The sequence below is a fragment of the uncultured Lutibacter sp. genome, from assembly GCF_937891065.1.
Taxonomy (GTDB): Bacteria; Bacteroidota; Bacteroidia; order Flavobacteriales; family Flavobacteriaceae; genus Lutibacter.
In genome coordinates, this window is record NZ_CALAEQ010000011.1 from 1 (window position 1) to 18,274 (window position 18,274).

General features: G+C 29.6%; 16 protein-coding genes and 1 tRNA gene. 6 read left to right on the forward strand and 11 right to left on the reverse strand.

The features are described 5' to 3' along the window. Positions 1 to 161: 161 nt before the first annotated feature. From Q0352_RS01115 to Q0352_RS01125, 3 genes are all read right to left on the reverse strand, one after another. Positions 162 to 246 (reverse strand) — tRNA-Ser (locus tag Q0352_RS01115). Between the two features lie 8 nt (positions 247 to 254). After that, a complete protein-coding gene (rimM, locus tag Q0352_RS01120) occupies positions 255 to 782 on the reverse strand; it encodes a ribosome maturation factor RimM (protein WP_299522254.1) in 528 nt (175 codons plus the stop codon). Between the two features lie 14 nt (positions 783 to 796). Further along, complete coding sequence (locus tag Q0352_RS01125) at positions 797 to 1,381, reverse strand: 30S ribosomal protein S16 (RefSeq protein ID WP_299522257.1); 585 nt, start codon at positions 1,379 to 1,381, stop codon at positions 797 to 799. A gap of 311 nt (positions 1,382 to 1,692) precedes the next feature. On the opposite strand from Q0352_RS01125, the gene dnaE reads away from it, so the two are divergent. Then, a complete protein-coding gene (gene dnaE / locus Q0352_RS01130) occupies positions 1,693 to 6,162 on the forward strand; it encodes a DNA polymerase III subunit alpha (protein WP_299522260.1) in 4,470 nt (1,489 codons plus the stop codon). A gap of 51 nt (positions 6,163 to 6,213) precedes the next feature. Next, complete coding sequence (locus Q0352_RS01135; RefSeq protein ID WP_299522263.1) at positions 6,214 to 6,669, forward strand: hypothetical protein; 456 nt, start codon at positions 6,214 to 6,216, stop codon at positions 6,667 to 6,669. A gap of 77 nt (positions 6,670 to 6,746) precedes the next feature. Here the strand turns inward: Q0352_RS01135 and gldA are convergent, their stop codons facing one another. Further along, the gene (gene gldA / locus Q0352_RS01140; RefSeq protein ID WP_299522266.1) at positions 6,747 to 7,640 is read right to left on the reverse strand and encodes a gliding motility-associated ABC transporter ATP-binding subunit GldA; all 894 of its coding nucleotides are present in this window, start codon (positions 7,638 to 7,640) and stop codon (positions 6,747 to 6,749) included. Positions 7,641 to 7,730: 90 nt separating this feature from the next. On the opposite strand from gldA, the gene Q0352_RS01145 reads away from it, so the two are divergent. Beyond that, positions 7,731 to 7,889: a YqaE/Pmp3 family membrane protein gene (locus Q0352_RS01145; RefSeq protein WP_299522271.1), complete on the forward strand. Its 159-nt coding sequence runs from the start codon at positions 7,731 to 7,733 to the stop codon at positions 7,887 to 7,889. Beyond that, positions 7,889 to 8,584: a lipoyl(octanoyl) transferase LipB gene (gene lipB, locus Q0352_RS01150; protein ID WP_299522274.1), complete on the forward strand. Its 696-nt coding sequence runs from the start codon at positions 7,889 to 7,891 to the stop codon at positions 8,582 to 8,584. Before Q0352_RS01145 ends, lipB begins: the two co-directional genes overlap by 1 nt. A 111-nt stretch (positions 8,585 to 8,695) precedes the next feature. Here lipB and Q0352_RS01155 read toward each other — a convergent pair whose 3' ends face one another. Continuing rightward, on the reverse strand, positions 8,696 to 9,748 hold the full coding sequence (locus Q0352_RS01155) for a nucleoid-associated protein (protein WP_299522277.1): 1,053 nt from the start codon (positions 9,746 to 9,748) through the stop codon (positions 8,696 to 8,698). Between the two features lie 55 nt (positions 9,749 to 9,803). Beyond that, a complete protein-coding gene (locus Q0352_RS01160) occupies positions 9,804 to 10,406 on the reverse strand; it encodes a ribonuclease HII (protein WP_299522280.1) in 603 nt (200 codons plus the stop codon). Between the two features lie 142 nt (positions 10,407 to 10,548). Here Q0352_RS01160 and Q0352_RS01165 point away from each other — a divergent pair, with 142 nt between their 5' ends. Beyond that, the gene (locus Q0352_RS01165; RefSeq protein ID WP_299522283.1) at positions 10,549 to 12,969 is read left to right on the forward strand and encodes a putative porin; all 2,421 of its coding nucleotides are present in this window, start codon (positions 10,549 to 10,551) and stop codon (positions 12,967 to 12,969) included. Between the two features lie 2 nt (positions 12,970 to 12,971). Here Q0352_RS01165 and nhaC read toward each other — a convergent pair whose 3' ends face one another. Further along, complete coding sequence (gene nhaC, locus Q0352_RS01170; RefSeq protein ID WP_299522286.1) at positions 12,972 to 14,438, reverse strand: Na+/H+ antiporter NhaC; 1,467 nt, start codon at positions 14,436 to 14,438, stop codon at positions 12,972 to 12,974. 147 nt (positions 14,439 to 14,585) lie between these two features. After that, positions 14,586 to 15,785: an aminotransferase class I/II-fold pyridoxal phosphate-dependent enzyme gene (locus Q0352_RS01175; RefSeq protein WP_299522289.1), complete on the reverse strand. Its 1,200-nt coding sequence runs from the start codon at positions 15,783 to 15,785 to the stop codon at positions 14,586 to 14,588. 155 nt (positions 15,786 to 15,940) lie between these two features. On the opposite strand from Q0352_RS01175, the gene Q0352_RS01180 reads away from it, so the two are divergent. Beyond that, positions 15,941 to 16,405: an Lrp/AsnC family transcriptional regulator gene (locus Q0352_RS01180; RefSeq protein ID WP_367274561.1), complete on the forward strand. Its 465-nt coding sequence runs from the start codon at positions 15,941 to 15,943 to the stop codon at positions 16,403 to 16,405. A gap of 51 nt (positions 16,406 to 16,456) precedes the next feature. Here the strand turns inward: Q0352_RS01180 and Q0352_RS01185 are convergent, their stop codons facing one another. From Q0352_RS01185 to rsgA, 3 genes are all read right to left on the reverse strand, one after another. Beyond that, a complete protein-coding gene (locus tag Q0352_RS01185; RefSeq protein ID WP_299522292.1) occupies positions 16,457 to 17,035 on the reverse strand; it encodes a YceI family protein in 579 nt (192 codons plus the stop codon). Between the two features lie 143 nt (positions 17,036 to 17,178). Beyond that, a complete protein-coding gene (gene dtd / locus Q0352_RS01190) occupies positions 17,179 to 17,631 on the reverse strand; it encodes a D-aminoacyl-tRNA deacylase (RefSeq protein ID WP_299522295.1) in 453 nt (150 codons plus the stop codon). Between the two features lie 3 nt (positions 17,632 to 17,634). Continuing rightward, the coding region (rsgA, locus tag Q0352_RS01195; RefSeq protein WP_299522299.1) for a ribosome small subunit-dependent GTPase A at positions 17,635 to 18,274 on the reverse strand (640 nt) is incomplete at its 5' end.

Sequence of the window (18,274 nt, forward strand, 5' to 3'; positions counted from 1 at the left end):
GCTACAGCGCTAATAGGAGTCAGTTGACATTAAATTTTTACTGACCCCTATTTAGCCCCTTTTTATTTGGTTTATATTGGTTTTATATGAAAATTACGAAAATAAAAAACCCTATAAACATAGTGTTTATAGGGTTTTGTTGTTTTTTGGTTGTTTATTCGCAGAGAGGAAGGGATTCGAACCCTCGATACGTTGCCGTATACACGCTTTCCAAGCGTGCGCCTTCGACCACTCGGCCACCTCTCTATTTTTTATTAATTAAAATACATGTCAATTAACCCTTCAGGAGTTTCAACAATAATCTTTTTATTTTCTCTATCAACTTTTTTTATAAAGTGATCAATCATTGGAATAAAAATTTCAGTTCCATTAGAATCAACCTCAAACAATGGTTGTGCTGAAGAATCATTCACACCTGTAATTACACCAATATAACCATAATTGACATCTTCTATATCAAAATCAATTATTTCGTGAAAATAAAATTTATTACCCGTAAGTTTAGGAAGAAATTTTAATGGTAAATATACTTCAACACCAAGTATTGCATCAGCATCAGCTTCGTTTTCAACATCTTCAAATCTTATACGCAACTGATTTCCCTTTTGGAGAGAAATTGTTTCAATAAAAAATGGAACCAGATTATTGCCTAAAACAACAAATACTGATTCCAAATCTTGATACAATTCTGGTTCGTCAGTGTCTAATTTAACAACAACTTCACCTTTAAAACTATGTTTTCTTACGATTTTGCCTAAATAAAAACAATCTTCTTTACGCATTATCGAAAAATGAATTATTCTGCTTTTCCGTCTTCTGATGCAGCAGCTTGTGCGTCATCAATAGATTCTGGTGCTTTTTCTTCAACAACTTCTGTCGCAGCTTTTTCAGCAGCTTTTGCATCAGCCACAGCTTTTATTGCTGCATTTTCAGCTTCGTGTACAGCAGCTGAACGCTCTTCATTAATTTTTACTTCAGCAGCTAATATAGCAGCTTTAGCATCCGTTTCAACTTTCGTTAAACCTTCTTTTTTAGCTGTAATTTTACCTTCCTTTTCATCTAACCAAGCTTTAAATTTTACTTCAGCTTGCTCTTCTGTTAAAGCTCCTTTTCTAACACCACCTACTAAGTGATTTTTTAACATAGCACCTTTATAAGATAAAATTGCTTTTGCTGTGTCAGTTGGTTCGGCTCCATTTTGCAACCATTTTACTGCTCCATCAACGTCTAAATCAATAGAAGCTGGATTTGTATTAGGATTATATGTCCCAATTTTTTCTAAATACTTACCATCTCTTTTTGAGCGTGCATCTGCAGCTACAATCCAATAGAATGGTTTTCCTTTTTTACCGTGTCTTTGTAATCTAATTTTTACTGGCATTTGTTTTAAATTTTAAGGTACGAAACCTTGGTTATTAATTAAGTGCGCAAATATAGTGAGATATTTTTAAATAACGCACTCAAATTCAGTATATTTTAATGCCTTTTAATTACCTCAAAAATCATACATATAGATAAGCTTACTTATTGATTATCAACCTTTTTAAATGATTCACAATAAATTTTACTTATTATTACTTCAATCTATAAAACAAAAATTAATTTGTTAATAAAAAATGGTTTCTTTTAAAGCCTAAACTTTTAGAAATTACTACTTTTAAAAACTCATACTTTCACAAAATATTCTTGTACATGTTTTTAATATTTGACACAGAAACCACTGGTTTACCAAAAAAATGGAATGCTCCAATTACAGATACAGATAATTGGCCTAGGTGTGTTCAAATAGCTTGGCAACTACATGATATTTATGGCGAATTAATTGAACATCAAGATTTTATAATTCAACCAGAAGGATTCAACATTCCTTATGATGCTGAGCAAATACATGGTATTTCAACCTTATTAGCCCAAGAAAAAGGAAAAACATTGGATGATGTTTTAGAGCTCTTTAATGAAGTACTTTCAAAAACTAAATTTGTAGTTGGACAAAATCTTAGTTTTGATCTTAATATTATGGGCTGTGAATTTCACAGAAAAAAAATCAATTCTACTTTAAATAAATTACCTGTTTTAGATACTTGTACCGAAACTACCGCAACTTTATGTCAGTTACCAGGTGGTAGATATGGAAAATTTAAACTACCTACTTTAACTGAATTACATGACCACTTATTTAATGCTCCTTTTGGTGAAGCGCATAATGCGACAGCCGATGTTGAAGCTACCACTCGATGCTTTTTAGAATTAATTAGACGAAGAAACTATACAAAAGAAGAGTTAGACGTTCCTAATAACTACTTTCAAAATTTTGATGTTAAAAATCCAACAACTATTGATGTTATTGGATTAAAACATTTAAATCTTAAAAAAGAAAGTCAAAAGTTAATTTCAAGATCTGAAGTAAAAGCTGATACTCCAACAATTTCTAAAGAAATAATTGAAGAACTTCAAGACATACAATTTTCACATTTACATTGTCACTCCCGATATTCAATTCTACAATCAACTTCAAGTACAAGTAACTTAATAAATGCAGCCATAAAAAACAAAATGCCTGCAGTTGCTTTAACTGATTCTGGCAATATGATGGGAGCTTTTTACTTCATACAAGAAGCCATCGCTTATAATGATGCTATTGATAAAGAACATGATAAGATTGAAGAACCAGAAATTGAAAAAATTAAATTACAAAAAATTGAGGAAGGAGTTATCGATAAAGACAACTCTCAAAAGCTCGATTTAACTCAATTTTTAACAAATAGACAAACTAGAACATATTTTAAACCAATTTTAGGAAGTGAATTTAATGTTTGTGAAGATCATACTGACAGGTCACATAAAGATAATGGTTACCAAATAGTTTTTTTAGCAAAAAATAAAAATGGATATCACAACTTAGCCAAAATGTCTTCGCTTTCTCATACGGATGGATTCTATTATGTTCCTAGAATTGACAAATCAATTATTGAAGAATATAAAGAAGACTTAATTGTTTTATCAGGAAATTTATATGGTGAAATACCAAGTAAAATATTAAATATTGGTGAAAAGCAAGCTGAAGAATCTTTACTTTGGTGGAAAGAACAATTTGGCGACGATTTTTATTTGGAAGTAATGCGTCATCACCAAGAAAATGAAAATCATGTAAATGATGTTATAATTCAATTTTCAGAAAAACACCAAGTAAAACTTGTTGCAACTAATAATACATTTTATACCACTGAAGATGAAGCAGAAGCTCATGATATTTTATTATGTGTTAAAGACGGTGAAAAAGTAGCGACTCCAAAAGGAAAAGGAAGAGGTTTTAGGTACGGCTTACCTAACAATGAGTATTATTTTAAAACTCAAGAACAAATGAAAAGTTTGTTCGCCAATTTACCTGAAGCCATTTCAAATATTCAAGAAATTGTAGATAAAGTAGAAATTTACACGTTAAAAAGAGATGTATTACTTCCTAAATTCGACATTCCCCAACAATTTATACATCCTGAAGATGCTATTGATGGAGGAGTACGTGGTGAAAATGCTTATTTAAAACATCTAACTTTTGAAGGTGCTAAAAAAAGATATGGTGAAGTTTTAAATAAAGAAACTCAGGAACGGTTAGATTTTGAATTGTCAATTATTGAAAAAACAGGATATCCAGGTTACTTTTTAATTGTTTGGGATTTTATTTTAGAAGCTCGTAGAATGGGAGTTTCAGTTGGTCCCGGACGTGGTTCAGCTGCTGGTTCAGCAGCAGCGTATTGTTTATGGATTACCAATATTGACCCTATTAAATACGATTTACTTTTTGAGCGTTTCTTAAACCCAGATCGTGTATCATTACCCGATATTGATATAGATTTTGATGATGAAGGTCGTCAAAAAGTAATTGATTTTGTAATTGAAAAATACGGCGCAAGTCAAGTTGCTCAAATTATAACTTACGGTACTATGGCTGCCAAATCTTCCATTAGAGACACAGCACGAGCCTTAGATTTACCTTTAAATGATGCTGATAGAATTGCAAAATTAATTCCCGGAATTAAATTACAACATATTTTTGGTGACGATGAAAAAAGCAAATCAAAAGTTAAAGAATTAAGATCTGAAGATTCTGAAAATATTAATATTCTAAGATCAATTGCTGAAGGTGACGATTTAGAAGCTATCACAATTAAACAAGCAATTGCTTTAGAAGGTTCTGTACGGAATACTGGTACACACGCTTGTGGTGTAATAATTACTCCTGAAAAAATTACAAACTTAGTACCTGTAGCTACCGCAAAAGATAGTGACATGTACGTCACACAGTTTGATAATAATGTTGTGGAAAGTGCTGGGTTACTAAAAATGGATTTTTTAGGATTAAAGACCTTAACCTTAATAAAAGATGCCGTTAAAATTGTTGAAGCAATTCATGGAGTTGAATTAATTCCTGATGATTTCCCTTTAGATGATTTAAAAACATACGAACTCTTTCAACGGGGAGAAACAATTGGTGTTTTTCAATATGAATCACCCGGAATGCAAAAGCATATGAAATCGTTAAAACCAACAGAATTTGCCGATTTAATTGCTATGAATGCATTATATCGTCCAGGACCTATGGAATATATTCCGCTGTTTATTATGCGTAAACATGGAGAAGAAGCTATTGAATATGACTTACCAGAAATGGAAGAATATTTGAAAGAAACTTACGGTGTAACGGTATACCAAGAGCAAGTAATGCTACTTTCTCAAAAGATAGCTGGTTTTACCAAAGGTGAAGCCGATCAACTACGTAAAGCAATGGGGAAAAAAATATTTGCGTTGCTTGTTGAGTTAAAACCAAAATTTATTGAAGGTGGTAAAGCAAATAATCATCCTGAAGAAGTTTTAGAAAAAATATGGAAAGATTGGGAAGCTTTTGCTGCCTATGCCTTTAATAAATCACATTCAACTTGTTACGCATATATCGCATACCAAACTGCATATTTAAAGGCCCACTACCCTTCTGAATTTATGGCAGCGGTGTTATCTAATAATATGAACGACATTAAGCAAGTTACTTTCTTTATGGAAGAATGCAAACGTGCAGGAATCCCTGTTTTAGGTCCAGATGTTAATGAATCCTTTCATAAATTTGCCGTAAACAAAGAAGGTGCAATACGCTTTGGAATGGGCGCTATAAAAGGCGTTGGTGGCTCAGCTGTTGATGCTATTGTAACTGAACGAAAAGAAAACGGAAACTTTACATCTATTTTTGATATTGCAAAGCGTGTGGATTTACGAGCCGCCAATAAAAGAGCATTTGACGGTTTAGTAATGGCTGGTGGGTTAGATTCTTTTCAAAATGTACATCGTGCGCAATATTATCAACTAGACGAAAAAGGCGTAACTTTTATTGAAAGAGCCATTCGCTACGGAAATAAATTTCAAGAAAATAAAAACTCCGCTCAAATCTCTATGTTTGGAGAAACTTCTGAAATTCAATTTGCCGAACCTGAAATTCCTTACGCCGAAAGATGGGGAATGATGGAGGAATTATCTAAAGAAAAAGAATTGGTTGGAATTTATATTTCTGGTCACCCATTAGATGATTTTAAAAATGAAATTAAATATTTCAGCAATTCATCTTTAGCTGCTTTTAAGGGAGATATAAATGCCTATGTTGGTTCTAATTTAACTTTCTCAGGCATTTTATCTGATGTTCAACACAAAACATCTCAAAATGGAAATAAATGGGCTTCATTTGTTATTGTAGATTATCAGGACAGCCACGAGTTTCGAATTTTTAAAGACACTTATTTAAAGTTTAAACCATTTTTAATAGACAATGAATTTCGTCAATTTAAAGTAAATATTAGTGCTGGATGGAGAAATCAAGACGGAAGATTAGGAGAACCTAGAGTTAACTTTACTGATATTCAAATTTTACAAGATGTGCTTGAAAAACAAACTAAAAAAATTACAATTCAGCTGGATATCAATAAAATAAATGAAACTAGAGTTTATGAAATTGAAAAACTTTTAAAAGAAAACGAAGGCTCAGTTCCTTTAGATCTTTTGGTGTTTGATTTAAAAGAAAAAATGAAACTTAATTTACATAGTAGATCTATTAAAGTTAAAGTTGATAATGACTTTTTAAAAATATTGGAAAACGAAGAAATAAAATTTAAGCTTAATTAATTATTTAATAATATTGATTCTCATACATCATTAAATATTTAAAACTTAATTATGAAAAAAACAATCACAATTTTAGTTATTTCTGTATTTATTCTTACTCAATCATGTAAAAAGGATGAATGTGAAGATATTGCATGTTTTACTCCACCTTCTCCATTTGGTTTTGAGTTAGTTGATAAAGTGACTGGAGAAAATTTATTCACAAATGGAACATTTAATTCAAACGATATTAAAGTTATAAATATTGACGACCAAAGAAACGTTCAATTCACTTTTATTGATGAAAATGATTATAATATAATTCAAATTAATACCATTGGCTGGAAAACTGAAATCGTAAATTATTCAATCCAAATTTCGACAGAAAATATTTTTAATTTATATGTAAGTGCAGAAAGACTGAATGAGAACTGCTGTTCCTTCACAAGATATCAAGAAATAAAAATTGAGAATTCCGAATTTGAATTAAATCAAACTAATGGACTTTACAAAATACTTGTGGATTAATAACATTTAGCAACAATGTTTAATTTGAAAATAGGATGAATAGCTTTCTTTCTTATTTCTTCACTTTCTCTTCCTCTTTAAGATGTAAACTCTCTAAACAAGCTTTCTAAATTTTTATTTTTAGTAGTTAAATTCAAAATTTTAAGACCATTGTCATGAGCAAAATCAAAAACTATTGGTCTCATGTCTTTTGAAGTATCAAAAGTTAATACCCACGATGTGTCATGGATATTATTTGCTAACTTTAAATGTGGAATGCCTGAAACAAACTGCTTTTCAACTTTAAAATCAAATTCTACTTCAATTACTTGCTCTTGATTTTTTTTAAGCTCATTTAAATTTTTGTCAGCAACTATTTCTCCTTTATTTATTAAAATAACTCGATCACAAATAGCTTCAACTTCTTGCATAATATGCGTTGAAAATAACACTGTTTTATCTTTTCCAACCTCTTTAATTAAATTTCGAATTTCCACTAACTGATTTGGATCTAATCCTGTAGTTGGTTCGTCTAAAATTAATACTTCAGGATTGTGTAGCAAAGCGGAAGCCAAACCAACTCTTTGACGATATCCTTTTGAAAGCTGGCTAATTTTTTTATGAGCTTCTGGTTTTAAACCAACTTTATTAATAATATTTTCAACTTCATTTTTAGAAATTTTATGAATAGCCGCATTAAATTGCAGATATTCTTTTACATACATTTCTAAATATAAAGGATTATGTTCTGGCAAATAACCAATGCTTTGCTGTGCTTCAATCTTATGAGTATTCACGTCAAAATCATTCACCAAAGCAATACCTTCAGAAGCACTTATATAACCTGTAAGTATTTTCATTAATGTAGATTTTCCAGCTCCATTTGGACCCAAAAAACCAACTATTTCACCTTTCTTAATAGTAAAACTTATAGCATTTAACGCTTTTTGCGTACCATATAATTTGGTGATATTTTTTACTTCAATAGACATTTAACAAAAATACATTTTAATTATAATTTACCTTCTATTAATAACGTTGTATCCTAAATTTATTTTTCACACCTTTGTTAAAATTATTAAATGGGCTGTCTAAGAGTTATATTATGTGTTATTTTTCCTCCTCTAGCCGTTGTGGATAAAGGTTGTGGATCTATTGTAATTGTATTTATTTTAACTTGTTTAGGCTGGATTCCTGGCGTAATTGCAGCTCTAATTATTAATAACAACCCTAAAAATTAATGCAGAAAGTAAAATTAATAGACCTCGGTTTAAAAGACTATAATGAAACTTGGAGCTGTCAAGAAGAATTTTTTAAAGAAGTAGTTGATATAAAAATTGACAATCGAAAAAATAATTTAAGTACAAAAACGCCTAATTACTTTTTATTTGTAGAACACCCACACGTATATACTTTAGGTAAAAATGGAGATCTAAATAACTTATTGCTTAATGAAGAGCAGTTAAAAGCCAAAGGAGCTACTTTTTACAAAATTAATAGAGGTGGTGATATTACGTATCACGGACCTGGTCAAATTGTTGGATATCCAATTTTAGATTTAGAGAATTTTTTTACAGACATACATAAATATTTACGTTTTTTAGAAGAGGTAATTATTAAAACTCTAGCCGATTATGGAATAAAATCTGAACGCAGCGAAGGTGAAACAGGTGTTTGGTTAGATGTTGGAACTCCATTTGCTCGTAAAATTTGTGCTTTAGGTGTTAGAGCAAGTCGCTGGGTTACAATGCACGGTTTTGCTTTGAATGTAAATACTAATTTAGGTTATTTTGATCATATTATTCCTTGTGGAATAAAAGGAAAAGCTGTTACTTCTTTAGAGCTTGAATTGAATAGAAAAGTACCTTTAGATGAAGTGAAAGAAAAAATACTAAAACATTTTACTGAATTATTTGAAGTTGAGTTTGAATTTTAATTGATTAAATCGCAGATTCACGATTTCCATATTTATAATAAATAGCAATGAGTAATCATGTTCAACATAACATAATTTTAAACAAAAAAACAGACAACAGATAACTGAGAATTAATCTTCTTCGTTATAAAAAACTTTGTAAAACTTCATTTTTTTCTCTTCATCGTACCCTTTTTCCAAATATTCACTTGCTGCATCAGGTGCATCAATATCTAATTTAATTTGAATATTGGTATCTAACTTAATTTCAGTTTTAATTTTTTGCTTTTGCTTTTTTAACACAACATCTGAAACCGCAAATTGATTTCTTACCAACACGTCATTTTCTTCTTCAAATTGCTTTTTATAAGTATCAAATAACACTTTTCGATCTTCGTCTTCTTCAAAAATAGCTTCTTTAAAATCATTAATATTAATGCTTTCGTTTTCTTTAAAAAAATCAACAGTTTTTGCTAAAAACTTCGTTTTTTCATGAGACCCAAAATCTTCCTTAATAATTTCATCGGAAAAATCTTTACACATTTCAATGTAATTTTGAGTATGCTGATTATTATCATCGGCATATTTTACATTTAAAAAATTATTTAACCAATACTGTGCGTCATAATTGTTGGTATCAACGCTTAAAACCACTTTTCCTTCACCATCTGTTGAATTAATAATTAAACAGCCTTTATCTAATTTTTTGGTGCTAATTCCTTTCTGAACAAAGACATCCAAACTATCCTTTTCCATAAAAGTTTGAAAGAAATTAATCTTATTTTCAATTTTAAAAATCCCAATAGCTTGCGTTACAACTTCTTTATATTCAACATCTTCAAACAGTGCAATTATAACATCCCCAATTTTTATTTGGGCAGAATTAGATTGTTCAAATAAATGATTTACAATATGTTTTGAAATATCAACAAAAGTAGAATCATCGTTAAAAATTTGAGCAGAATAACTATTCAGTTCATTTAACTCAATGTTTGCATGGTGATTAAACCGAAAACTTTCAGTCACATTTGCAAAGGGCTTTAACAAATAAGGTTTCATTAACTCGTAACTTTCTTCATCAAAAGTGATTAAATTTTCAGAGAAAATATTGGTAGCACTGTTAAACTTGTTTCCAACTTTGTGGATTATAAATTTTGAAATTGTTGCTCTGTTTCTTTTAATCATTTGTTACATTTTTGAAGAAAGCAAATGTATCATTTTTAAGATGATATTAAAGAATTTATAACTCTAATTTTAATTGTTCTGGCAATAATTTAAACGTTTTTCTGTGGTAAGAAGTTATACCAAATTTCCGAATAGCGTCTCTATGCTGTTTGGTAGGATAACCCTTGTTATTTCTCCAGAAATAATGTGGAAATTCGGCATCTAGTTTTAGCATAAAATCATCTCTATATGTTTTTGCCAATACAGAAGCTGCAGCAATACTCATAAATTTAGCATCACCTTTTACAATAGTTGTATGTGGAATATTTTTATACAATTTAAACTTATTACCATCTACAATAATATGTTCAGGCTTTATTTTTAGTTTTTCAATAGCCTTGTGCATGGCCAATATTGATGCTTGTAAAATGTTTATTTCATCAATTTTGGCTTCAAAAATATACGATACGCCAAAAGACAAGGCGTTTTTCTCAATAATAGGTCGTAATTCTAATCGTTTTTTTTCTGATAATTGTTTTGAATCATTTAGCAACGGGTGTTCAAAATTAATTGGCAAAATAACAGCTGCAGCGACCACAGGTCCACACAAACAACCTCTACCGGCTTCATCGGTTCCTGCTTCAATAGTGTTTTCTAAATAGTATTTTTTTAGTCCCATAAAGTACAAATTTAGTGTAAATTCTTCTTATTTATAAGCATTTAAAATCGATTTTAAGCATTCAATTATTTTTAATTAACACGTGAAATAAAGTCTATTTCAATTCGTTCAAATATTTTACCTTTGTCACTTAATAACTTTTATGAAAAAATATTTAATCTTATTAATTTTTGAATTTTCAATTACTATTGTGAATGCTCAATTAGTTAAATCTATTAGAGATAATGGCTTATATCAAAATGACACAACTTCCTTTACTAATCAAGTTGATATTAAACTTGACGGTGTAACTAAATATACAGACTATAAAATTATTTCATTTAATAATGATACTACGGTTATTGACACTACTTTAACTTTAAAAAAAGATTTTAAATTTAACTATCTAAGAAAAGATAATTTTGAATTGCTTCCTTTTCATAATCAAGGTCAAACATTTACAAGTTTAGGTTATAATTTTGAAAATAGCTCTTTACTACCTTCTATTGGTGCCAATGCAAAGCTCTTCAATTACTTTAGAACTGAAGATATTTCTTATTATGAAGTTCCTACTCCTACTTCTGAGATTATGTATAAAACTGGGTTAGAACAAGGGCAGGTTATGGATGCTTTTTTAACCATGAACACATCTCGACAATTTAATTTTTCAATTGCCTATAAAGGTTTAAGATCTCTTGGTAAATACAGAAACTCATTAGCTAGTCATGGAAATTTTAGAAGTACTTTTAATTATCATTCTAAAAATAAAAAATATTATGCTCGTGGTCATTTTTCTTCTTTTGACTTATTAAACAATGAAAATGGCGGATTAACTGATGCATCAATCGCTTACTTTGAAAATAATGACGCAAATTATATTGACAGAGCAAGATTGGATGTTAATTTTACAGATGCAGAAAATTTATTAGAAGGAAAACGCTATTATTTTGAACAACAAATTACGTTGTTTTCTAAAAAGAATAAAATTATTGAACACAATCAAACTATTTCAGATAACATAAAAAAATACAATTCAGTTCTTAAGCAACTTGAATCTTTAAAAAATAATTCTAATTCTTCTGATAAAAAATTAAACACTAATTCCTTAAAGAAAACAGCATCTTCAAAAGGAAAAGTACCTACAAATAAAAAGGAATCTTTAAATAAAGAATTACCTAAAACCAATAAAGACTCCATTGCTAAACCTTCTTCAAATAAGTTAAATGAAATTTCAACTATTGATTCTTTAACGACTAAAACAATTGAAAATATTAAGGAAACAATTATAAAAAAGGATTCGACTTTTACAAGTATTGTAAAAAATGACACTTTAATTAATGAACCAAAACTAAATAAAAGTGATTCCATTATAAAACTTGATTCAATTGCTGCTATTAAAAAAATAAAAATGGACTCTTTATTGGTAGTTGCTGCTACATTTAAAGCAGATTCTTCCCAATTAATAACTGTAAACAAAAAAACATATACAGCATTAAAATTTGGACATACTTTTATGTATGAAACCAAACATTACAGATTTAAACAAACTGCAAAAAATGCTATTTTTGGAGAAGCTTTCGAGTCAAGTATAACTGACCATACTTCCTATCAAAAACTAGACAACCAGTTTTACTTACAATTAAACTCAGCCTATACCGGTCGTTTAAAAGCTAAAATTAATTACTTCAATTACAACTACCATTATAATAGTATCTTATTTTATGATACTCAAACCATAGCCGATAAATTAAAAGGAAATGCAATTGCAGTTGGCGCTGATTGGAAAATACAATTTGGGAAAATTCACTTAAATGCTGATGCAACTTCAATTATTGATGGTGATATTACTGGAAGCTCTGTTAAGGCTTCTGCAATGGTAAAAAAAGATAGTGTTTTCAGTTTTAAAGGATTTGCAGAATATGCTTCAAAAACACCCGATTTTAATAAACTTTTATACCAAAGTGATTATAAAAATTATAATTGGCAAAATGATTTCAACAATGAAGAAATTTCTACAGTTGGTGTTAATTTTAAAACTAATAAATGGGGGAGTTTAAAAGCTACTTATCATTTAATTGATAATTACACCTATTTTAATGAAGAGTCAAAACCAGTTCAAGCCAATGAAACTTTAAATTACTTAAAAGTAAAAGCTAGCAAAGCTATTAGCTATGGAAAATTTACGCTAGACAATACAGTTATGTACCAAAATGTTTTAAAAGGAGCCTCATTTTTTAGAGTTCCTGAAGTGGTAACAAGAAATACTTTGTACTATTCTAGCTATGTATTTAAAGGAAAACCAATGTATTTACAAACCGGTGTAACCTTTAAATATTTTACTTCTTATAATGCAAATGCTTACAACCCTTTATTAAGTGAATTTGTTTTACAAAACGATACTGAGATAGGAAATTTCCCAGTTCTTGATTTTTTTGCTAATGCGCAAATACGAAGAACTCGTATATTTTTAAAAGTTGAAAACTTAAATGCTAGTTTTACAGGTAGAAAATATTATTCGGCACCAAATTATCCATATAGAGATTTAACGGTACGTTTTGGAGTTGTTTGGAATTGGTTTATTTAAATCTATTTTTTAACAAGTTGCTTAATTTTTATTTGGAAAGCTGCAAATATCAATGTCATTATTGGACTCAACCAATTAAATATTGCGAAAACAGCATACTCTGCAACTCCAACTCCTAATACGCCAGATTGGTATGCACCACAAGTATTCCAAGGGATTAATACAGAAGTAACTGTTCCAGAATCTTCTAAAGTTCTACTTAAATTTTCTGGAGCTAGTTCTTTATCTTCAAAAGCTTTTTTAAACATCTTCCCTGGTATTACTATGGCTAAATACTGATCTGAAGCAATTACGTTTAATCCAATACAGCTCATAGCAGCACTAAAAAACAATCCAAAAATTGAAGTTGCCATTTTTAATAATGCCTTTGTGATTTTTGCCAATGCTCCAATGGCATCCATAATTCCACCAAAAACCATCGCACAAGAAATAAGATAAATTGTCCAAAGCATTCCTTTCATTCCTCCTGCGCTAAAAAGTTCATTCAATTTTTCATTATCAGTTACAATTTCAGTATCAACAAAAACAGCTTTGATAATAGATTTCCCTTTTGAAGAAGACAAATTACTTAAAATATCAGGTTGAAATATAAAGGCGAATATTGCTGCCAAAAGAACACCAATTCCTAAAGCAATTAATGGTTTTGTTTTAAATAAAATTAATGCAATTACCACTAGTGGAACTAGAAATAAATAAGGGGTAATTTGAAATGTATTTTTTATAGAATTTAATAGTCCACTAATATCTGCATTACCCGTTATATCAATATTTAAACTAATAATACTAAAAACAATTAATGTAATTATAATGGTTGGCACAGTTGTAAATGCCATATATCTAATATGTGTAAATAAATCTGTTCCAGCCATTGCTGGTGCTAAATTTGTTGTATCACTTAAAGGTGACATTTTATCTCCAAAATAAGCTCCTGATATTACTGCACCTGCAATCATTCCTTGTGGGATTCCTAAAGCTGTTCCAATTCCTACTAATGCAATACCAACAGTTGCTGAGGTTGTCCAAGAGCTTCCTGTGGCAATTGAAATTATAGCTGCGATAATTACCGAAGCAGGTAAAAATATAGAAGGATTTAATACTTGAAGCCCATAATAAACCATCGCTGGTATAACTCCACTAACTAACCAAGTTCCTGCTAAAGCCCCTACTAAAAATAAAATCATGATGGGAACAAAAACACTTTTCATGTTTTCCAAAACTTCATTAAACATTATTCTTACTGAAACTTTATTAAAGGCACCTACAATCGCAGCAATTAAACCACCTACTAATAAAATAAATTGATTAGAATATTCCCCCAACAACTCTCCAGCGGCAAAAAAAATATTATATGCCAACATACACATTAACAAAACAACAGGAATTAAAGCTTCCCAAATACTTAATTCTCTATTTTGAATTATATTTTGGTCCTGTATTTTAATTTTTGTTAAATTTTTATTGTCTTGCATTCTATAATGTTTAGGAATGTAATGATACGCAAATTTGAAAGGCTTTGCAAATGAAAAACCTCACTCAAATATTGAGTGAGGTTTAGCTTAATAGAAATAGTTACGTTAAAAATCAATCAAATTAAAAACAACTATTTTTTAATACATTTATAACACGCCTACTTGCGACATACATTTATGCATTGCTCTGTAAGTACGTTCAATATCATTATCTAAACCAATAGAAAAACGAATAATCCCATCAGAAAGTCCCATGTCTTTTTGTTCATCAACTGGTATTTCAGAAGAAGTACTTGTGCCAGGTGCACTAAATAAAGTTTTATAAAAACCTAAACTAACTGCTAAATAACCTAAATTATTCTCTTGCATTAATTCCATTAACTCATTAGCTTTTACTAAAGTACCTACATCAATAGTCATAATTCCTCCAAAACCATATTCTTCATTATACATAGTTTTGAAAAGCTCGTGATCTTTATGACTTTTTAATCCTGGGTATACCACTTTTAGTCCATCTTTTTCAAAACGTTCAGCTAAATACTTGGCGTTTTCGCTGTGCTTTTTCATTCTAATATGCAACGTTCTTAAGTTTTTTAAAATACTTGCTGCACGTAAACTATCCATAACCGGACCTAATAACATAGCAGCACCATCATTTACACTTCTCAAACTATTTATAAATTCTTGTGAACCACAAACTACACCTCCAACGGTGTCATTAGTCCCATTTATAAATTTTGTTAAACTATGAATCGTCACATCAGCTCCAAGTTTTTGAGGTGAAAGCATTAATGGTGAAAATGTATTGTCTATAACTAAAAGTATGTTATGCTTTTTAGCAATTTTAGCTAATTCTGGAATATTTGCAATTTCTAATAAAGGATTACTTATTGATTCACAGTAAATCATTTTAGTTGAAGGCTTAATAGCAGCCTCAACTTTTTCTAATGACGTAATGTCTACAAAAGAAGTAGTAATATTAAATTTTGGCGCAAAATTTTTCAAAAAAGCATAGGAACCTCCATAAATAGTTCTACTTGAAACAATATGATCTCCTGCTCCACAAATTTGCATGATAGCTGATGTGATTGCTCCCATACCTGAACCAGCAACATTTGCTGTTTCTGTAAATTCCATTGCTGCCAATGCTTCACCTAAGTATAAATTACTTGGACTCGTATGTCTTGAATATAGATAACATCCTTCCGCGTGCCCTTCAAAAGTGTCGAGCATTGTTTTTGCGTGTAAAAAAGTATAGGTTGCTGAATCTGAAATTGAAGGATTAACACCTCCAAATTCTCCAAAATATTGTAAATCTTGAATGTTATTTGCTGGTTTATTGCTCATAATTAAAGTTATTTTTATTTAAAATTAATACATTACACGTTAATAAACTGCAATATTTTATAATTTTAGTGAATTTTTCTTTAATTCACATTTAATAAAGAATATTTTACTTTTAAATTTATTTTTTTTAATTATATTTAGCAAAATTTACTGATATGATTTTATTAGATATTATTGATAAACAACTGGTAAACCTATTACAAATAAATTCTAAGGCAAACATTAAAGAAATTGCTTTGAAAATTGGTTTAACTCAAACACCTACTTATGAACGTATAAAAAGGTTAGAAAAATCTGGGATAATTCAAAAATACATTGCTGTTTTAAATAAAGAAAAAGTTGGATTTATGGTGGAAGTATTCTGCCAAGTTACTTTGTTAGTTCACTCAAAAGAACTAATTACTAAATTTGAAATTGCTGTAAGTAAAATAGATGAAGTTATTGAATGCTTCCACGTAGCTGGAAATTATGACTATTTGTTAAAAGTAATTGTGAAAGATATGAAAAGCTACCAACTATTTTTAAAGAATAAATTATCTGTTTTAGATTCCGTTGGAAATGTGCAAAGTACTTTTGTAATGTCTTCAACCAAAGATAAAACCATTATAAAATTAACATAAAAAAAGTCCAAATTTTTCAATTTGGACTTTTTAAAAATAGCTATTTAAAGCTTATTTTTTAACTACAATATTCACTTGTAAATCAAATTCATCATTTACAAATTTATCTTTTAAATCATTAAAAAAAGATTTTGATTTATACTTTACGTTAAAATCTGCTCTATTAATTTGAAAAGTTTCGCTTGTTAAAGTAACCACTTCTTCAGTTTCACTAACAACCGCTGGGAAAGTTACTTGCTTCGTAATTCCTTTAATAGTCAAATCACCAGTTACCATTGTTTTTTCATCTTCTATAGCGCTAGATGTTATTTCAAAAGTTGAAGTTGGAAACGTTTCAACTTCAAAAAAATCTTCCGATTTTAAATGACCTTCTAATTTTGCGCTTCCATCTGCATCTTTAATTGTTGACATATCAACAGTAAAAGATCCGCCTATTATAATTCCTTCTTCCATTTCTAACTCCCCAGAAACTAAACTAATAGTACCATTATGAGATCCCGTTGGCTTATACCCTTTCCAATTAATGGTTGAACTTGAAACATCTACATTGTTTTCAAATAACACTTCTGAGTTTACAAAAGACATGCTGATAAATGCGATTGCTACAACTAAAATTCCTACTTTTTTCATTCTGATTTTATTTTTTAAATTGATTACAAAAATAATACAAAATACTTATTTATAACGATTCTAAATTGTTTTTAATATTTATTTAACTTTTTTATGACTCTTTTTTCAAGACTAATTGTCTCTATATTACAAGTCAAGTTGACCTACTCTCTTCTTTTAGAATCAATACAAATAGTAACTGGCCCATCATTAATGAGTGAGACTTGCATATCTGCTCCAAATTCACCTGTACCAACTTTTTTATTTAATTGCTTCTCAAAATCAGCAATAAAAAGTTGATATAATGGAATGGAAATTTCTGGTTTTGCAGCTTTAATATAAGATGGTCGATTGCCTTTTTTGGTACTTGCATGTAACGTAAACTGACTCACAATAATAGCATCTCCATTTTCATCTAATAATGAGTTATTCATAACTCCATTTTCATCATTAAATATACGAAGATTCACAATTTTTTTGGAGAGCCATTCAATATCTGCTATGGTATCTTCTGCTTCAATTCCTAACAAAATTAAAAGCCCACTATTAATTTCACTCACTATCTTTTCTTCAATAGTTACTGAAGCTTTTATAACTCTTTGTAGTACAGCTCTCATAAATTAACTATAAATATCGGTTCTATAATGTTCCTCATCGCCTTCCACTATTTGTAAATAACTATTATATCTAGAATATGCAATAATACCTTCTTCAACAGCTTCTTTAATAGCACAATTGGGCTCATTAACATGTAAACAATTATTATACTTACAGTTAGATTTCAATTTAAAAAACTCAGGAAAATAATCTGTTATTTCATGAGGTTTAAAATCAACAACTCCAAAGCCCTTAATACCAGGAGTATCAATTATAAATCCTCCGAAAGAGAGATCAAACATTTCAGCAAATGTTGTGGTATGCAAACCTTGTTTATGTTGTTTTGATATTTCAGCAGTTTTTAAATTTAAGGTTGGTTCAATAGCATTTATCAAAGTAGATTTTCCCACTCCAGAATGTCCTGAAAACATGGTGATTTTATCTTTCATTAAGGCCTTAACCTTGTCAATATCAATATTTTTTGTAGCAGAAATTGCAAGACAGCGATAACCAATTTCAGTATAAACAGCTTCTAATAGTGCAAGTTTTTCTAATTGATCGTCAGTATACAAATCAATTTTATTGAACAATATAATAGCTGGAATACTATATGCTTCTGCAGTAGCTAAAAAACGATCTATAAAACCCGGTGAAGTTGGCGGA